Origin of the sequence: Kitasatospora sp. NPDC058162 (assembly GCF_042884005.1) — a bacterium.
Lineage (GTDB): Bacteria > Actinomycetota > Actinomycetes > Streptomycetales > Streptomycetaceae > Kitasatospora.
Map to the genome: position 1 here is coordinate 1 of NZ_JBHVUS010000034.1, position 16,653 is coordinate 16,653.

13 protein-coding genes and 2 tRNA genes are annotated in these 16,653 nt (G+C 73.4%); 10 read left to right on the forward strand and 5 right to left on the reverse strand.

Going from position 1 to position 16,653, the window contains the following annotated elements; translation table 11 throughout:
- Positions 1-218: 218 nt before the first annotated feature.
- Positions 219-1,298 carry a ThiF family adenylyltransferase gene (locus ACFVXG_RS36850; RefSeq protein WP_387934143.1) on the reverse strand — a complete coding sequence of 360 codons (1,080 nt, stop codon included), beginning with the start codon at positions 1,296-1,298 and terminating at the stop codon, positions 219-221.
- Between the two features lie 333 nt (positions 1,299-1,631).
- Between ACFVXG_RS36850 and ACFVXG_RS36855 the strand changes: the two genes are divergently transcribed.
- Positions 1,632-2,303, forward strand: a complete 672-nt coding sequence (locus ACFVXG_RS36855) for a M48 family metallopeptidase (protein WP_387934145.1) — start codon at positions 1,632-1,634, stop codon at positions 2,301-2,303.
- An 84-nt stretch (positions 2,304-2,387) separates the two neighbouring features.
- On the opposite strand, the gene ACFVXG_RS36860 is transcribed toward ACFVXG_RS36855, so the two are convergent.
- A complete protein-coding gene (locus tag ACFVXG_RS36860; RefSeq protein ID WP_387934146.1) occupies positions 2,388-2,975 on the reverse strand; it encodes an NUDIX hydrolase in 588 nt (195 codons plus the stop codon).
- Entirely contained in the window at positions 2,972-4,522 is a 1,551-nt protein-coding gene (locus ACFVXG_RS36865) for a zinc-dependent metalloprotease (RefSeq protein WP_387934147.1), read from the reverse strand. Before ACFVXG_RS36865 ends, ACFVXG_RS36860 begins: the two co-directional genes overlap by 4 nt.
- Before the next feature lie 200 nt (positions 4,523-4,722).
- Here ACFVXG_RS36865 and ACFVXG_RS36870 point away from each other — a divergent pair, with 200 nt between their 5' ends.
- The 4 genes from ACFVXG_RS36870 to ACFVXG_RS36885 all read left to right on the forward strand — a co-directional run bounded on the left by ACFVXG_RS36870 (position 4,723) and on the right by ACFVXG_RS36885 (position 8,021).
- Positions 4,723-5,871, forward strand: coding sequence for an NAD-dependent epimerase/dehydratase family protein (locus ACFVXG_RS36870; protein ID WP_387934148.1), 1,149 nt, complete (start codon positions 4,723-4,725; stop codon positions 5,869-5,871).
- 113 nt (positions 5,872-5,984) lie between these two features.
- Positions 5,985-6,425, forward strand: coding sequence for a molybdenum cofactor biosynthesis protein MoaE (locus tag ACFVXG_RS36875; protein ID WP_387934149.1), 441 nt, complete (start codon positions 5,985-5,987; stop codon positions 6,423-6,425).
- Positions 6,426-6,674: 249 nt separating this feature from the next.
- Entirely contained in the window at positions 6,675-6,866 is a 192-nt protein-coding gene (locus ACFVXG_RS36880; protein WP_350504483.1) for a hypothetical protein, read from the forward strand.
- A 42-nt stretch (positions 6,867-6,908) separates the two neighbouring features.
- Positions 6,909-8,021 carry a PDZ domain-containing protein gene (locus ACFVXG_RS36885; RefSeq protein ID WP_387934151.1) on the forward strand — a complete coding sequence of 371 codons (1,113 nt, stop codon included), beginning with the start codon at positions 6,909-6,911 and terminating at the stop codon, positions 8,019-8,021.
- A gap of 33 nt (positions 8,022-8,054) precedes the next feature.
- Here ACFVXG_RS36885 and ACFVXG_RS36890 read toward each other — a convergent pair whose 3' ends face one another.
- Positions 8,055-8,627, reverse strand: a complete 573-nt coding sequence (locus tag ACFVXG_RS36890; protein WP_387934153.1) for a PPA1309 family protein — start codon at positions 8,625-8,627, stop codon at positions 8,055-8,057.
- A 212-nt stretch (positions 8,628-8,839) separates the two neighbouring features.
- Between ACFVXG_RS36890 and ACFVXG_RS36895 the strand changes: the two genes are divergently transcribed.
- The 4 genes from ACFVXG_RS36895 (at position 8,840) to ACFVXG_RS36910 (ending at position 14,549) form a co-directional block, all read left to right on the forward strand.
- Positions 8,840-11,848, forward strand: a complete 3,009-nt coding sequence (locus ACFVXG_RS36895) for a UPF0182 family protein (protein WP_387934155.1) — start codon at positions 8,840-8,842, stop codon at positions 11,846-11,848.
- A gap of 66 nt (positions 11,849-11,914) precedes the next feature.
- A tRNA-Met gene (locus ACFVXG_RS36900) sits at positions 11,915-11,988 on the forward strand.
- Positions 11,989-12,135: 147 nt separating this feature from the next.
- Positions 12,136-12,209, forward strand: a tRNA-Met gene (locus ACFVXG_RS36905).
- A 366-nt stretch (positions 12,210-12,575) separates the two neighbouring features.
- Positions 12,576-14,549: a tetratricopeptide repeat protein gene (locus tag ACFVXG_RS36910; protein ID WP_387934157.1), complete on the forward strand. Its 1,974-nt coding sequence runs from the start codon at positions 12,576-12,578 to the stop codon at positions 14,547-14,549.
- Between the two features lie 66 nt (positions 14,550-14,615).
- On the opposite strand, the gene ACFVXG_RS36915 is transcribed toward ACFVXG_RS36910, so the two are convergent.
- Positions 14,616-15,029 carry a Fur family transcriptional regulator gene (locus tag ACFVXG_RS36915; RefSeq protein ID WP_387934160.1) on the reverse strand — a complete coding sequence of 138 codons (414 nt, stop codon included), beginning with the start codon at positions 15,027-15,029 and terminating at the stop codon, positions 14,616-14,618.
- Between the two features lie 105 nt (positions 15,030-15,134).
- Between ACFVXG_RS36915 and ACFVXG_RS36920 the strand changes: the two genes are divergently transcribed.
- Positions 15,135-16,610, forward strand: coding sequence for a catalase (locus ACFVXG_RS36920; protein ID WP_387934162.1), 1,476 nt, complete (start codon positions 15,135-15,137; stop codon positions 16,608-16,610).
- Positions 16,611-16,653 lie beyond the last annotated feature (43 nt).

Consider the following 16,653-nt stretch of genomic DNA (forward strand, 5'->3'; position numbering starts at 1 on the left):
GGCCCCCCCCGCCCCCCGCCCCCCCGGCGCCGGCTACGCCCGCCCCCCGCCCCGCCCCCCGCCGGGCCCCGGGCCATGGGCTCACCTGGCCATGGGCTCGCCTGGCCGGGTGCTTCGCCCGGGTTGGCCCCGGGCTTCGGGTCGGGCGGCTGCTGAGCCCCGCAGCCGCCGGGCCCGGGCCCGGTGCGTTCCTTGTTCCGTCTCTCCCTCCGTCCTCCTCAGCCCGGCGGCAGCGGCTGCCACAGGCAGCCGCAGTCCGGGTGTCCTCGCAGCCGCAGGCGGCGGGGCATGCCGTCGCCTGCGGAGACCTCGCACCAGCCGTCGACGCTCGGTGGCCGGCCGCCGTCCAGGTAGACCTGGACGTGCAGCGCCGCCAGTCCGGCCACCGCCGTGGCGAGGGCCGTGTCGCAGGCCGGGGTGCGGGCCCGGCCGGGACCGTTGTCCGCCAGCTGGGCGAGGACCCGCGGCCAGGCCGCGTCCTCGTCCTCCCGGCGCAGCACCAGGCAGTGCCCGCAGGCCGACCGCCCGGGGATCACCAGCGGCCCGATGATGCCGAACTCCTCGACCACGCCCGTGTACAGGTGCGGCACCCCGGCCTTGAGCAGCAGTCGGGCCTCGTACGTCCCGCCCGCGAAGGCGGCGCTGCCGTCCCGGGGCGCGAGGACCACGAAGTCGGGCGGCGGGTCGTCGGTCTTCCGCCGGGGCACCGGGTCCAGTGGGCGGCCCGTGGCGCGTTGGACGGCCTCCCGGGCGACCGTCGAGCGCAGCCGCCCGATGTCCGAGGGCGGCAGCCCGGCGGGGGAGCAGTCGTCGGGCTGGACCCGGCCGCTGTCGGCCACGGTGACGGTGCCGGTTCCGCCGGCGGCGAGCACCGCCGCCACGGCCGCGCCGACCCGGCCCGCGCCGCGCACCTCGATCCTGGCCCGGGCCCGGCGGGCCAGGACCGCCGGTGCGGCGCCCGGGCCGGAGTGGACCAGGGACAGCGAGGCGAGGTCGGGGCCGAGGACGTCCTGGTGGGGCCGGGGGAAGTGCGACAGCGCCCGGCCGGCGGCCTCGGCGTCGTCCAGCAGCCCGGTCTCCTCCAGTTCGCTCAGCAGGGTGTCGGTGGGCTCGCGGCCGAGCCCGATCCGTTCGCCGGCGGACAGCAGCTCGGGCCGTTCGCGTGTCCCGTCGACCAGGTCGAGGAACTCGCAGAGGGCCTTGTCGGCGTTGCCGAGCACCCCGGCGTACCGGGTGACGGTGCCGAACTGCAGGGTCTCGGAGTCCCGCCAGCTGCGGGACAGGGCGGGCTTCAGCATGAGGCGCACGGTGATCTCCCTTCCGATCGTTTCCGGACGGCTGACCGCAGCATGCCCCATCGCGGCGACGGCGTGCGGAAAGTTATCCACAGGCCCGGGCCCATGATCACATCAGCTGTTCGGGGGCCCTGTGGATAACTGGCCATCCTTCCGGGAGTCGGTTTCCGGACACCCTCCGTCGGTCTTTCGTTCCCGATCGCTCCATGAAAGATTTCGGCCACGGCACCGGACTTCTGTCAGTGGTACCGGGTAACGTCGTGTGCCATGGCAGCCGAGCGGGACTCCCATCCACCGGCGTCGCGTCGGCGTGCCCGTGCAGCGTCCGGGTCGCAGATGGCGGCGCCGAGCACGCGCGGGCGCCCGGACGAGCAGCGTGAGAAGCCGCACGAGAAGCAGCAGGCGAGGCCGCAGCACCCGTCGGCCGGGGTGGTGCCCCCGGAGGCGCACGACCGCAGCCGGGTCGAGGTGCGGCGCAGCGCCCGTCGCAGCCGCACCGTCTCCGCCTACCGCGAGGGCGACCGCACCGTCGTGCTGATCCCGGCCCGGCTGTCGCACGCCGAGGAGCAGCGCTGGGTCGCGCAGATGCTGGAGAAGCTCGCCGCCCAGGAGCGCCGGCGGGTCCTCGGGGACGACGCCCTGATGGCCCGGGCCCGGGAGTTGTCGGCGGCGTACCTGGACGGTCGGGCGCAGCCGGTGCAGGTCCGCTGGGTGACCAATCAGAATTCGCGCTGGGGCTCCTGCACCCCCAGTGAGGGGACGATCCGGCTGTCGCACCGGCTGCAGGGCATGCCGGAGTACGTGCTGGACTACGTGCTGCTGCACGAGCTGGCGCACCTGTTGGTGCCGGACCACGGTGCGGCGTTCTGGGCGCTGCTGGAGGCCTATCCGCGGACGGAGCGGGCCCGCGGCTATCTGGAGGGTGTGGTGTCGGCCGCCCGGCTGCCGCACATCCCGGGGGCCCGGCACGGTGCGCCGGGGCCGGATCCGGCGGCCTCCTGCGGGTGAGGGAGGACAGCGAGAGGGGGCGCGGACCGTACGGTCCGCGCCCCCTCGGTGCTTCGCACCTCAGCCGGTCGGGAGGTCAGGAGGTCAGGCGGTCATCCGCCGGGCCCGGGCGACCAGGTCGCGCACCGACTGGTCGGTCAGCTCCGGCAGCCGGTCGTAGTCGAACCAGCGCAGGTCCAGCGACTCCTCGCTGATCAGCGCCTGCGCTCCGGCCGGGGCCAGCGCGATGTACTGGACGTCCAGGTGGGTGTTCTCCGGCCGGTCCTTGCCGGTGCAGCGGACCAGGTGCCGGTCCAGCTTGGCGGGGACGGGGACGCCGTCCTCCCGCAGCAGGGTGAGGTCGGGGATGCCGGACTCCTCGACGGCCTCGCGCAGCGCGGCGGAGGCGAGGTCGGCGTCGCCGGGCTCGCAGTGCCCGCCCATCTGCAGCCAGATGCCGACCTTGGGGTGCAGGGTGAGCAGCACCCGCCCGGCGGCCGGGTCGATGACCGCCGCGCTCGCGGTGATGTGGGCGGGCAGGCAGGACCGGTAGAGGCCCTCGGGCTGCTCGGCCAGGTGCGCGAGGTAGTCGAGCCGCAGCTGTTCCTGCTCCCGCTCGGCGGGCCGCCAGTCGGTCAGGGTGCGGACGGCGTCCGCGTGGAGGGTGGACGTGCCCGTCCCGGTGGCCGTCATGCGGTGGGCTCGCCCTTTCCGTCGGTGCCGTCCTGGTCGCCCTTCGGCGATTCGTCCTTCGACGCGTCGCCCTTCGGCGGGTCGTTCTTGGTGAGGTCGGGCTTGCCGGCCGCGGCCTCGCCGAGCAGCTTGTCGAGGGCGTCGAAGTCGAAGCCGCCCTCGAGGTCGCCGCTGCCGCGGTGCACGAAGGCGTCCGGGTCGTCCAGGTCGGCGGCGGTGGGCAGCATGTCGGGGTGCTCCCACAGCGCGTCGCGGCCCTCGACGCCGCGGGCGTCGGCGAGCAGCGCCCAGAGCCGGGCGGCGTCGCGCAGGCGGCGCGGGCGCAGTTCCAGGCCGACCAGGGTGGCGAAGGTCTGCTCGGCGGGCCCGCCGGCGGCGCGGCGGCGGCGGACGGTCTCGCGCAGCGCGCCGGCCTGGGGCAGGTGGGGCTCGGCGGCGGCGTGCACGACGGCGTCGACCCAGCCCTCGACCAGGGCGAGCGCGGTCTCCAGGCGGGCCAGCGCGGCCTTCTGGGCGGGGGTGTCCTCGGGCTGGAGCAGGCCGCCGGCCAGCGCCTCCTGGAGGGCCTCGGGGTTGCTCGGGTCGAGCTGGCCGACGAGTTCCTCCATGCGGGAGGTGTCGACCTTGATGCCGCGGGCGTAGGCCTCGACGGCGCCCAGCAGGTGGGCCCGCAGCCACGGGACGTGGGCGAAGAGGCGCTGGTGGGCGGCCTCGCGCAGGGCGAGGTAGAGCCGGACCTCGTCGGCGGGCACGTTCAGGCCCTCGCCGAACTCGGCGACGTTCTGCGGGAGCAGCGCGGCCTTGCCGGCCGGGGCGAGCGGCAGGCCGACGTCGGTGGAGCCGACGACCTCGCCGGCCAGGGCGCCGAGCGCCTGGCCGATCTGGGTGCCGAACATGGCGCCGCCCATGGAGCGCATCATGCCCATCAGCGGGCCGGCCATGGCCTGCATCTCCTCGGGCAGGACGCCGCCCATGGCGTTGCCGACGCGCTCGGCGACCGGGTCGACGAGGTCCTTCCAGACCGGGAGGGTGGCCTCGATCCACTCGGCGCGGCTCCAGGCGACGGCGGCGGCGGCGCCGGAGGGGAACTCGGTGACGCCGTCGAGCCACAGGTCGGCCAGGCGCACGGCCTCCACGACGGCGGAGCGCTCGGCGTCGCCGACGGAGCGGTCCTTGCTCTTGCCCTCGGCGGGCTCGGCGACGACGGTCTGCCGGGCGATGTTCTGGGCGAGTTCCCAGTTCACCGGGCCGCCCTCGAAGGAGAGCATCTGCCCGAGCTGCTGGAAGGCGGCACCGAGGTCGCCGGGGTTGAGGCCGCCGAACATCGCGGCGAAGGGGTTGTCGGCGCCGGGCCCGCCGGGGCCGCCCGGGGCGCCGGGCAGGCCGAACATCGCGCCGAAGGGGTTGCCGGCGCCGAAGCCGAACGGCTGGGGGCCGCCGGTGCCTTCCTGGCCCGGCTCCTTCTTCTGCTGCGCGTCGTCGGGCTTGGCCTTGCCGTCCTCGGGCTCCTCGGGGGGAACGCCGAATCCGAAGGGAAGGTCGCTCACGGGGTCCTCGATCCGGTCGGCCGTCATACGGGTGTGGCGGGCAGTGCGGTCCGCCCGGGACTCCGGTGGAGCGGGGGACTCGTGGGCGGCTCCCGAGGGCCAGGCCCGCGCCGGGTGCACCGCCGGGCCTTCGCCTCGGGCAGGATGGACGTACGTGACACACGTCCGTACGCACATAAGCTAACCGTGGAGGATGGCCGGTGAGTTCCCCGCCTTCGGACGTTCGCTCTGGGCTGACCGCAGGAGAGGACGATCCGGACGCCACGGCGTCGCCGCCTCCAGCCTACGGCGGGCGGCCGTTGACCGTGGCCGTGACCGGTGCCGCGGGGGTGCTGGGCGAGCGGGTCGCCGCCCGGCTGGTGGCCTCGCCGCACGTGCGCAGGGTGCTGGCGGTGGACGACCGGCGCGGTGAGGTCCCGGGCGTGCAGTGGCGGGTCCTGGACGTGCGGGACCCGGCGGTGGCCGAGCGGCTGGCCGGGGTCGACGTGGTGGTGCACCTGGCGATGGACTTCGGCATGGAGTCCGATCCGCGGGCCCGCAGCGCCTACAACGTGCGCGGTGCCCAGACGGTGCTGACGGCGTCGGCCGCCGCCGGGGTGCACCGGGTGGTGCTGTGCACCTCCGCGATGGTCTACGGCGCGCTGGCCGACAACGAGGTGCCGCTGGCCGAGGACTCGGAGCTGCGGGCCACCGAGGAGGCCTCGCTGGTCGGGGACCTGCTGGAGATCGAGCGGCTGGCCCGGCGGGCGCCGCGCGCCCACCCGGGGCTGCAGGTGACGGTGCTGCGCCCGGCCGTGGTGGTGGGCCCCGGCGTGGACACCGTGCTGACCCGGCACTTCGAGGCTCCCCGGCTGCTGGTGGTGGCCGGTTCCCGCCCCTGCTGGCAGTTCTGCCACGTGGACGACCTGGCGGCGGCGCTGGAGTACGCGGCGCTGGGCCTGGTCGAGGGCGAGGTGACGGTCGGCTGCGACGGCTGGCTGGAGCAGGAGGACGTGGAGCGGCTGTCGGGGATCCGGCGGATGGAGCTGCCGGCCGCGCTGGCGCTCGGCACCGCGGCGCGGCTGCACCGGCTGGGGCTGACCCCGGCCCCGGCGGGCGACCTGGCGTACACGATGTACCCGTGGGTGGTGTCCGGGAGCCGGCTGCACGAGGCGGGCTGGCGGCCGCAGTTCACCAACGAGCAGGTGCTGGCCGAGCTGCTGGCCCAGGTCTCCGGCAAGCACGCGGTGGCGGGGCGCCGGCTGGGCGGCAAGGAGGCCGCGACCAGTCTGGGGGCGGCCGGGGCGACGGTGGCGCTGGTCGGTACGGCGGCGCTGGTGCGCCGGGCCCGCAAGCGGCGCCGCTTCTGAGACGACGCGCGGGCCGACACCCGGCGGGCCCCAGTTCTCACGATGCGAAATTTCGGAATCGTGATGCGGAAGCCCCTTGCCCCGATCGGCCCCCGATGAGGAATCATGGGGTCATGTCCGAGAACCACGACCCCATCCGCCTGCTCGCCATCCGTGACACCCCGCTCTCGCTGGACGAGGTGTACGAGGCGGTCGGCGACGACGCGGCCGGCGGGACCACCGTCTTCGTCGGGACGGTCCGGGACCACGACGGCGGCAAGTCGGTCTCCGCGCTGGAGTACAGCTGCCACCCCACCGCCGAGGAGGAGATGCGCCGGATCGCCGAGAAGGTCGTCGCCGACTTCCCGGTCAAGGCGCTCGCCGCGGTGCACCGGGTGGGCCGGCTGGAGATCACCGACAAGGCCGTGATCGTCGCCGTCTCCTGCGCCCACCGCGGTGAGGCCTTCGCGGCCGCCCGCCGGCTGATCGACGACCTCAAGCACGAGGTGCCGATCTGGAAGCACCAGGTCTTCTCCGACGGCGAGGAGGAGTGGGTCGGCGCCGGCGGCTGCTGACCTGGCTCCCGTCTGACCGAGCACCCGTCCGACCGGGCTTCCGCCCCCGGGGCGGCGCAACCGCACGCACGCGGAGCACGTCCTTCGGGTCAGGCGCGCCGCGGCCTCACCCGAACGGGTCCGGCCGGGGGCGCCGGATACTCCCTGGAAGTGAGCCGATCGGCCGTCCCGTAACCCGGATGGCGCCGGCCGCGTTGTCCGCCGGGGTGGTTAATCTGCTCATAGACCCGAGGAGCTGGGAGTACTGACATGGGTGCGCTCGCCTGGCTGATCATTCCGGTTGTCGCCGTCCTCGTCGCGGCCGTCTGGGCGGGATGGGCCCAACGGGCCCCCAGGGCCACCGGGGACCCCGCCTCGCTCGCCGAGCACCGGCGCTTCATGGCCGCGATGGAACGCACCACCGCGGGCTCGGCCGCCCCCGGCGAGCACTCCGGCCGGTAGCCCGGCGGGCGTCGCCGCACGGGCGTCCCGTACTGTCGAGGCATGCCACGCCGCTCCGCGACGATGCTCGCTGCCACCCTGCTGCTCATAGCGCTGCTCTGCGTCTCGGTGCTGATGAAGGTGCCGTACACGGAGATGAGCCCCGGCCCGACGTACAACACGCTCGGCGACCAGGGGGGCAAGCCGGTGATCACCATCACCGGCCACGACTCGTACAAGACGAGCGGGCACCTCAACATGACCACCGTCCAGGTCACCGGGGCCAAGTACGAGCCCAGCCTGGTGAACGCGGTGATCGGCTGGATGCGCGACGACGTGCTGGTGGTGCCGCACGACAACGTCTACCCCAAGGGGCAGTCGGACGCCGACGCCAAGAAGCAGAACGCCGAGGAGTTCGCCTCCTCCGAGGACAGCGCGCGCACCGCGGCGCTCAAGCAGCTGGGCGTCCCGGTCGGCAACGAACTGATCGTCAAGTCGGTCACCGCGGGGGCCCCGGCCGAGGGCCGGCTGCACGCGGGCGACCAGATCGTCGCGGTGGACGGCGCCGCCGTCGACTCGGTGGACCAGGTGGTCGCCGCCGTCACCAAGCACAAGCCCGGCGAGTCGGTGGTCTTCACCGTGGTGCCGCGGGCCAAGGACACCTCCGGCAACGGCTCCGCCACCCCGGGGACGAAGACCGACGTCACCGTCCCGACCGTGCGGGCCAAGGACCTCGACCCGAAGGCCCCGGCCGAGCGGGCCGAGCTCGCGGTGGTCGGCATCGGCACCGGGATCCGGCACACCTACCCGTTCCAGATCGACATCGGCCTGCAGGACGTCGGCGGCCCGAGTGCCGGGCTGATGTTCTCGCTCGGCATCGTGGACAAGCTCACCCCGGGTGGCGACCTCACCGGCGGCAAGTTCGTCGCGGGCACCGGCACCATCGACGACGACGGCAAGGTCGGCCCGATCGGCGGGATATCGATGAAGCTGATCGCCGCCCGGGACGCCGGGGCCGAGTACTTCTTCACCCCGGCCTCGAACTGCGCCGAGGCCACCAAGAACGTGCCGTCCGGGCTGACCCTGATCAAGACGGACACCCTGGACGGCGCGCTGAAGTCGCTGGAGCAGATCCGCTCCGGGCAGACCTCGGCGCTGCCGTCCTGCCCCCGCTAGCCGGGGGCGTCGGGGGTCAGGGGAAGCCGGGGGTCAGGAGAAGGTCGCGAGCAGCGCGTCGGTCAGGCCGGGCACCAGGTCCGGGCCGGTCAGCACCTCGCGGGCGACGTCCTTGGAGCGCAGCCGCAGGGCGATCTCCTTCTTGCCGTCGCGCAGCACCGCGGCGGTGATCCGCACCTCCTCGCGCTTGGGGTGGTTGGCCACCCACTCGGCGAGCTGGGCGTCGCTGGCGCCGCGCGGGCGGGACTGCTCGGCACCCGGCGGCAGCATCAGCCGCTCGACCACCAGGGCGCAGCCGGCCACCGCGTCGGGCCAGGCGATGGTGCCGAGGAACTTGTCGAGCTCCATGCCGGCCGGGAGTTCGTCCTGCTCGACCGGGGTGAGGCCGGGCTCGTCGCTGTCGGCGAGGCCGAGCTGCTTGGCGACCCTGGGGTCGGCCTTGCGCAGGGCGGCGCTGTCCACCAGGGCGAACAGCCGGGCCGGGAGGTCCCAGCCGAGGGTGGCGGCGTACTCGTCGATCTCCAGCGCGGCCCGGGTGAGCGGGGTGGCGGCGGGGAGCTTGGAGACGTCGTCGGGGGAGTTGTTCAGATCAGGCGCGTCGGACATGACTCAATCCTCACACGCCGGGCGGCGCCCGCCCGCCGGGGCGGGTCGGGGCGGCCCGGGGCGGGGTGTTCGGGCGGGGCCGGCGGGGGTTGTGGGGGAACGGCGGCGTAACCGTCTGCTAACGGTGGGAACTCGGTCGAAGCCTGGTTAAGTTGCTCTGACGACCGACCGATTCCAGACGACACAGCTGAGGTGCCACCGTGGTATTCCAGATGCCGGAACGCTCAGGGCCGGGTTTCCGGCGGAGGGTGGGCCCGCCCTCCCGGCGGGCGCGGGTGGCCCTGCTGACCCTGGGCGTACTCGCGGTGCTGTTCCTGCTGTTCGTCATGTTCGCCGGGTTCTGGACGGACTGGCTGTGGTTCAGGTCGGTCCACTACTCCTCGGTGTTCACCACCCAGTTGTGGACGAAGGTCGGGCTGTTCGGGGTCTTCGGCCTGCTGATGGCGGTGATCGTCGGCTTCAACGTGTGGCTGGCGCACCGGTTGCGGCCGCCGCTGTCGGCGATGTCGGTGGAGCAGCAGAGCCTGGACCGCTACCGGGCGGGCCTGGCGCCGTTCAAGCGCTGGGCGCTGATCGGGGTCTCGCTGGTGATCGGCCTGGTGGCGGGCGCGGCGGCGTCGGGCCAGTGGCGGACCTGGCTGATGTGGACGAACGCGACGTCCTTCGGTGAGAAGGACGCCCAGTTCGGCATGGACGTCTCGTTCTACGCCTTCGACCTGCCGTTCTACGAGTTCGTGCTGGGCTTCGCGTTCAGCGCGGTGATCGTCTCGCTGCTGACCTCGGCGCTGGTGCACTACCTGTACGGCGGGCTGCGGCTGCAGGGCCCGGGCCGCCGGGCGAGCGCGGGCGCGCAGGGCCACCTGGCGGTGCTGCTGGGCGTGTTCGTGCTGCTCAAGGCGGTGGCGTACTGGCTGGACCGGTACGCGCTGGCGGTGAAGACCGGCGGCTACAAGGGGGTTTCGGGCTGGACGGGCCTGCGCTACGTGGACGCCAACGCGTTCCTGCCGGCCAAGACGATCCTGTTCTTCGTCGCGATCATCTGTGCGGTGCTGTTCTTCCTGACCCCGATCCGCCGCACCTGGGCGCCGGCCCTGATCGGGCTGGGGCTGATGGTGCTGTCGGCGGTGCTGATCGGCGGGCTGTACCCGGCGATCGTGCAGCAGTTCCAGGTCAAGCCGAACGAGCAGGCCAAGGAGACGCCGTACATCCAGAAGAACATCGACGCGACCCGGCAGGCGTACGGGATCGCGGACGCGCAGACCACCCCGTACAGCCCGCAGGGCTCGACCACGGGTGACGCGCTCAAGCCGGACGCGCAGACCATCGCGGACGTGCGGCTGCTGGACCCGAACATCGTCTCGCAGACGTTCCAGTCGCTGGAGCAGCAGCGCAACTACTACGCGTTCCCGAGCACGCTCTCGGTGGACCGCTACGGCACGCCGACGGGCAAGCAGGACACCGTGATCGGCCTGCGCGAGCTGGACCTCAACGGGGTGCAGCGCAACTGGATCAACGACCACTTCAAGTACACCCACGGCTACGGCGCGGCGCTGGCCAAGGGCAACCAGGTCGACGACAAGGGCGGGCCGGTGTTCACCGAGTCCGGCCTGCCGTCCACCGGCACGCTGGGCAGCTACGAGCAGCGGATCTACTACGGCGAGAAGACGACGACGTACTCGATCGTCGGCGGCTCGAACAAGGAGATCGACTACACCGACATCAAGTCCGGTCAGAACGTGGAGTACACGTACTCCGGTGCCAGCGGGGTCTCGCTGGACAACCCGATCACCCGGGCCGCGTACGCGGTGCGCTTCGCCGAGCCGCAGATCCTGTACGCGGGGGCGATCACCGACGGCGCCAAGGTGATCTACAACCGGACGCCCAAGGAGCGGGTGGAGAAGGTCGCGCCGTGGCTGTCGATCGACGCCGACCCGTACCCGGTGGTGCAGGACGGCCACGTGGTGTGGGTCGTGGACGGCTACACCACCTCGGACGGCTTCCCGTTCTCGTCGAAGACGACGCTGGGCACCGCGACCAAGGACTCGCTGACCAACCAGCGCGGTGAGCTGCTGACCGCCGCCAACCAGGTCAACTACATCCGCAACTCGGTCAAGGCCACGGTGGACGCCTACACCGGCGAGGTGAAGCTCTACCAGTGGGACGAGAAGGACCCGGTCCTGAAGACCTGGATGAAGGCCTTCCCGGGCACCGTGGAGCCGAAGGCGGACATCCCGGCGACGCTGCTGCCGCACCTGCGCTACCCGCAGGACATGTTCAAGGTGCAGCGCGACCTGCTCGGCCAGTACCACGTGACCGACGCCAACTCCTTCTTCAACGGCAGTGACATCTGGCAGGTCCCGGTGGACCCGACCAGTGACACCAAGCAGGTCCAGCCGCCGTACTACGTGACGGTGCGGATGCCGGACGCCTCCGCCGCGAGCTTCTCGCTGACCAGCACCTTCGTGCCCAACCAGCGGCCGAACCTGGCGGCCTTCATGGCCGTCAACGCGGATCCGGGCGACGACTACGGGAAGATCCGCATCCTGAAGATGACCGGCGAGAGCGGCGCCCCCGGCCCCGGCCTGGTGCAGTCGAAGTTCAACTCCCGCCAGGAGGTGGCCAACCAGATCTTCGCGCTGAAGAGCGGCGGTGACACCGAGCTGGAGTACGGCAACCTGCTGACCCTGCCGGTCGGCGGCGGGCTGCTGAACGTCGAGCCGGTGTACGTGCGCGGCCGCGGCGCCAAGTACCCGACACTGCAGAAGGTCCTGGCGGTGTACGGGGACGACAACGTGGCGTTCGAGAACACCCTGGACGACGCGCTGCGGAAGCTGTTCGCGGGGCAGGCCCCGCCGGCCACGCCGGTCGCGCCGTCCAGCCAGGGCGGGACGACGCCGGGCACCGGGACGACGCCGGGCGGCGGCACCACGCCGACGCCGGGGACGCCGACGCCCACGCCCACCGCGCCGGGCACCCCGGCGCCGGGCGGGACGATCTCGCCGGAGCTGCAGAAGGCGCTCTCGGACGCGGAGAAGGCGTACAACGACAGCCAGACCGCGTTCAAGAACGGCGACTGGGTGGCGTACGGCAACGCCCAGAAGGCGCTCGGCGACGCCCTGAAGGCGGCCGAGGCGGCCCGCGGCGGCGGCCCGGCGCCGGCTCCGACGGGGGCCCCCGCGCCGGCCCCGACGGCTTCGGGGTCGGCCAGTCCGCACCCGTAGTCCCCGCTGAGCTGCGACAACCGTTTTGGGCTCCACCCCGCGTCCGTGCTACTGTTCAGTTACCGACGCGGGGTGGAGCAGCTCGGTAGCTCGCTGGGCTCATAACCCAGAGGTCGCAGGTTCAAATCCTGTCCCCGCTACTCAGTAGCAGGAAGCCCGGAGGATCTTTCCTCCGGGCTTCTGTCGTTCCCGGATGTTTCCGGGTCGTGGCCGTGGTCGTGGCCGGTGGCCTTGCGGCAGCCGTGGTCGGGGCCCGCTGGATCCGTGCTAAGGTTTGATCACAACGACGCGGGGTGGAGCAGCTCGGTAGCTCGCTGGGCTCATAACCCAGAGGTCGCAGGTTCAAATCCTGTCCCCGCTACTCAGTGTCAGAGGCCCGGAGGATCATTCCTCCGGGCCTCTGTCGTTCCCGGATGTTTCCGTCCGGAAGCGGCGGGAACCGCTCCGGTACTATCGACCGTCGCCAACGGGGACGGCACCGGGGTTTGTGGGGCGGATGTGTCGGGAAATCGACAAAGCGCCGAAGCAATCTCGTCGGCTTCGGGTCCGCCCCACCCGAATTCGGCCGGGGCAGGTGTACGCGGGTAGCGGGTGATGCGACGATGGGACACATGGGGGACGGTGCACGGCCGCTGACGGGCCGTCCGGTCCGGCACCTCTCCTGGGAGTCCCCCCGGCCGTCGGCCGGGGCACGATGCCGCGACACTCTGGGGGAGCGGGAGTCGGCATGAGGCTGATCGGCAAGTCAGGCGCAAAGTCGGGCGGGGCCGTCGAGGCGGACACCGACGCCTGGGCGGAGAGCGCCGAGAGCCCCGAGAGCCGTCCCGGGGCCCTGCCCGCCCAGCGCACCAGCGGACTGTCCGAGCGCCCCGCGGTCGGCGGCTCCGGGCCCGACAGCCTCGTCCACGTGTCCGCCCGCCAGTTCTCCGCCGCCGTCGGCCCGTACCGGGCGGGCGGTGAGGAGTCGCCGGCCGGCGCCGCGCTGGACCCGGCCGGGCTGGACCCGACCAGCTTCGAGACCGCGCTGGCCGCCCGGGAGTCCGCGGCCCTGGAGGCCCGGCACCGGCAGGCAGCCGACGGCGGCGACCCGGAAGCCGCCGGCCGGCTCGGCACCCTGCTGCTGCGCCGCGGCGACCTGGAGGACGCCGAGCCCTACCTGCGCGCCGCCGCGGCCGCCGGCCTGCGGGCCGCCGCCAACAACCTGGGCGTCCTGCTGCACCAGCAGGGCCACCGCGCCGAGGCCGGCCAGTGGTGGCGCCAGGCGGCGGTGGCGGGCAGCGCCCCCGCCGCGCACGCGCTCGGGCTGCAGCTGCGCGACCAGGGCGAGGAGGAGGCCGCCGAGTACTGGCTGCACTTCGCCGCCGACCACGGCCACCCGCTGGGCGCCTACGCCCTCGGCGACCTGATGGAGCACCGGCGCGACGTGCGGGCCGAGCGCTGGTTCAAGGTCTCCGCCGACGCCGGGCACCGCGAGGCCGCCTACCGGCTGGCCCGGATGCGCGAGGCCGCCGGGGACAAGGAGACCGCCGAGGCCTGGTACCGCACCGCCGCCGCCCGCAGCCACGCCCGCGCCGCGCTGCGCCTGGGCGTGCTGCTGGAGGAGCGCGCCCGCACCGACCAGTCGCTGCTCGAGGAGGCCGCCCGCTGGTACCGGCAGTCCGCGCAGAACGGCGAGCCGCGGGCCGCCTGCGCGCTGGGCTTCCTGCTGCGCGACTCCGGGGACGTCGGCGCCGCCGCCGAGTGGTGGCAGGAGGCCGCCGAGGCCGGCGACGGCAACGCCGCCAACGCGCTCGGCGCCCTGCACGCGAGCCGCGGCGAGGCCAAGGCCGCCGAGCACTGGTACCGCACCGCGCTCGACGCGGGCGACCAGAACGGCGCCTTCAACCTCGGCCTGCTCTGCGCCGGCACCGGCCGCGACCAGCAGGCCGAGCAGTGGTACCGCCGGGCCGCGTACGCCGGGCACCGGGAGGCCTGCAACGCGCTGGCCGTGGTGCTGCTGCAGCGCGGCGACGAGTCCGGCGCCGAGCCGTGGTTCTCCAAGGCGGCCGAGGCCGGCAGCGTCGACGGCGCCTTCAACCTGGGCGTGCTGCACGCCGGGCGCGGCGAGGCGCGGCAGGCCCAGGAGTGGTACGCGCGGGCCGCGGCCGAGGGCCACGGCGAGGCGGCGCTGCAGCTGGCGGTCGCCCAGGAGCAGCGCGGCAACCTGTCCGGCGCGCTGGAGCGCTACCGGCAGGCGGCGGCCGGGGGGTCGGCGGAGGGCGCGTTCCGGCTGGCCTCGGTGCTGGACCGGCGGGGGGACGCGGACGCCGAGGCCGAGCACTGGTACGCGCTGGCGGCCGACGCCGGGCACCGCCGGGCCCAGGTGCGGATGGGCGTGCGGGCGGCCGAGCGCGGGGCGCTGGAGATCGCCGAGAGCTGGTACCGGCGGGCCGCCGAGGCGGGCAGCCGCAGCGCGGCGTTCAACCTGGGGCTGCTGCTGGCCCGGCAGGACAGCGAGGCGGAGGCGATGCTCTGGTACACCCGGGCCGCCGACGCCGGGCACGGGCGGGCGGCGCTGCGGCTGGCGCTGCTGGCGCTGCGCCGGGGCGAGCCGGTGCAGGCCGAGAACTGGTGCCGGCGGGCGATCGACTACGGGCCGGCCGAGGTCGCGGAGCGGGCCGGGCGGCTGCTGGGCGCGCTGCACGCCGAGCTGAGCGCGTAGCGGGTCCGGGGCGCGGGGTCCGGGGCGTGGGGCCGCGCCTCAGGGGCCTCGGGTGCTGCGGTCGCCTCAGTCGCGGCAGTCGGGGCACAGGCCGCGGTAGGTGACCTCGGCGGTGGTGACGGCGAAGCCGAAGCGTTCGGCCGCGGGCAGCGCGGCGAGCGGGTCGCCGTGCGGGTGGACGTCGCGGATCGCGCCGCAGCCGGAGCAGACCAGGTGCTGGTGGGCGCGGTGGGCGTTGGGGTCGTAGCGCTTGGCACGGCCGTCGGTGGCGACCTCCAGCACCTCGCCGAGGGTGACGAGTTCGCCGAGCGTGTTGTAGACGGTGGCGCGGCTGATCTCGGGCAGGCGGGCGGCGGCGCGGGCGTGCACCTCGTCCGCGGTGAGGTGGACGTGCTCGCCGTCGAGGACCTCGGCCACCACCCGGCGCTGTGAGGTCAGCCGCCAGCCGCGTCCGCGCAGTCTCTCCAGCAGGTCACTCATGGCACCAGAATAAGTCACGCTCCGAGATTAGGGACAGTATTGACTTGGACGAAGTCCAAGTTAGGATCGTGTCATCACGACCGGATCCCTCGGAGGCAACCCGTTATGACCACGCAGGACGAGCTGCGCCCGACGCTCACCACCGAGGCGGGCGCCCCCGTCGCGGACAACCAGAACACCGAGACCGCGGGCGTCGGCGGCCCGGCCCTGATCCAGGACCAGCTGCTGTTCGAGAAGCTCGCGCACTTCAACCGCGAGCGGATCCCGGAGCGCGTGGTGCACGCCCGCGGCGCGGGCGCGTACGGCACCTTCACGGTGACCGCCGACGTGACGCCCTTCACCCGGGCGGGCTTCCTGTCCGAGGTCGGCAAGCAGACCGAGGTGTTCCTGCGGTTCTCCACCGTGGCCGGCAACCTCGGCGCGGCCGACGCGGTGCGCGACCCCCGCGGCTTCGCGCTGAAGTTCTACACCGAGGAGGGCAACTACGACCTCGTCGGCAACAACACCCCGGTGTTCTTCATCAAGGACGCCATCAAGTTCCCCGACTTCATCCACACCCAGAAGCGGGACCCGTACACCGGCTCCCAGGAGGCCGACAACGTCTGGGACTTCTGGGGCCTGTCGCCCGAGGCCACCCACCAGGTGACCTGGCTGTTCGGCGACCGCGGCATCCCGGCCAGCTACCGGCACCTGAACGGCTACGGCTCGCACACCTTCCAGTGGCAGAACGAGGCCGGCGAGCACTTCTGGGTCAAGTACCACTTCAAGACCGACCAGGGCATCCGCAACCTCACCCAGGCCGAGGCCAACCTCCTCGCCGGCGAGGACCCGGACAGCCACCAGCGCGACCTGCGCGAGTCGATCGAGCGCGGCGAGTTCCCCAGCTGGACGGTGCAGGTCCAGATCATGCCGGCGGCCGACGCGGCCGGTTACCGCTTCAACCCCTTCGACCTGACCAAGGTCTGGCCGCACGCCGACTACCCGCCGATCGAGATCGGCCGGCTGGAGCTCAACCGCAACCCCGACAACGTCTTCGCCGAGGTCGAGCAGTCGGTGTTCTCCCCGGCGCACTTCGTGCCCGGCATCGGCCCCTCCCCGGACAAGATGCTCCAGGGCCGGCTGTTCGCCTACGCGGACGCCCACCGCTACCGGGTCGGCATCAACGCCGACCACCTGCCGGTGAACCGCCCGCACGCCACCGAGGCCCGCACCAACGGCCGGGACGGCCACCTGTACGACGGCCGCCACGGCCGGCAGAAGAACTACGAGCCGAACAGCTTCGGCGGCCCGGTGCAGACCGGCCGTCCGCTCTGGGCGGCGACCGCGGTCGACGGCTCCACCGGCACCCACGTGGCGCCCTCGCACGCCGAGGACGACGACTTCGTGCAGGCGGGCGACCTCTACCGACTGTTCTCGGAGGACGAGAAGCAGCGGCTGATCGCCAACCTGGCCGGCTTCATCGCCAAGGTCTCGGCCGACCGCGAGGACATCGTGGAGCGGGCGATCGACAACTTCCGCAAGGCCGACGCCGATTACGGGCAGCGGCTGGACGCGGCGGTCCGGGAGCTGCGCAAGCAGTAGGACGGGCCGGAACGAGCGGCGGGCCCTGTGACCAGCTCCCACT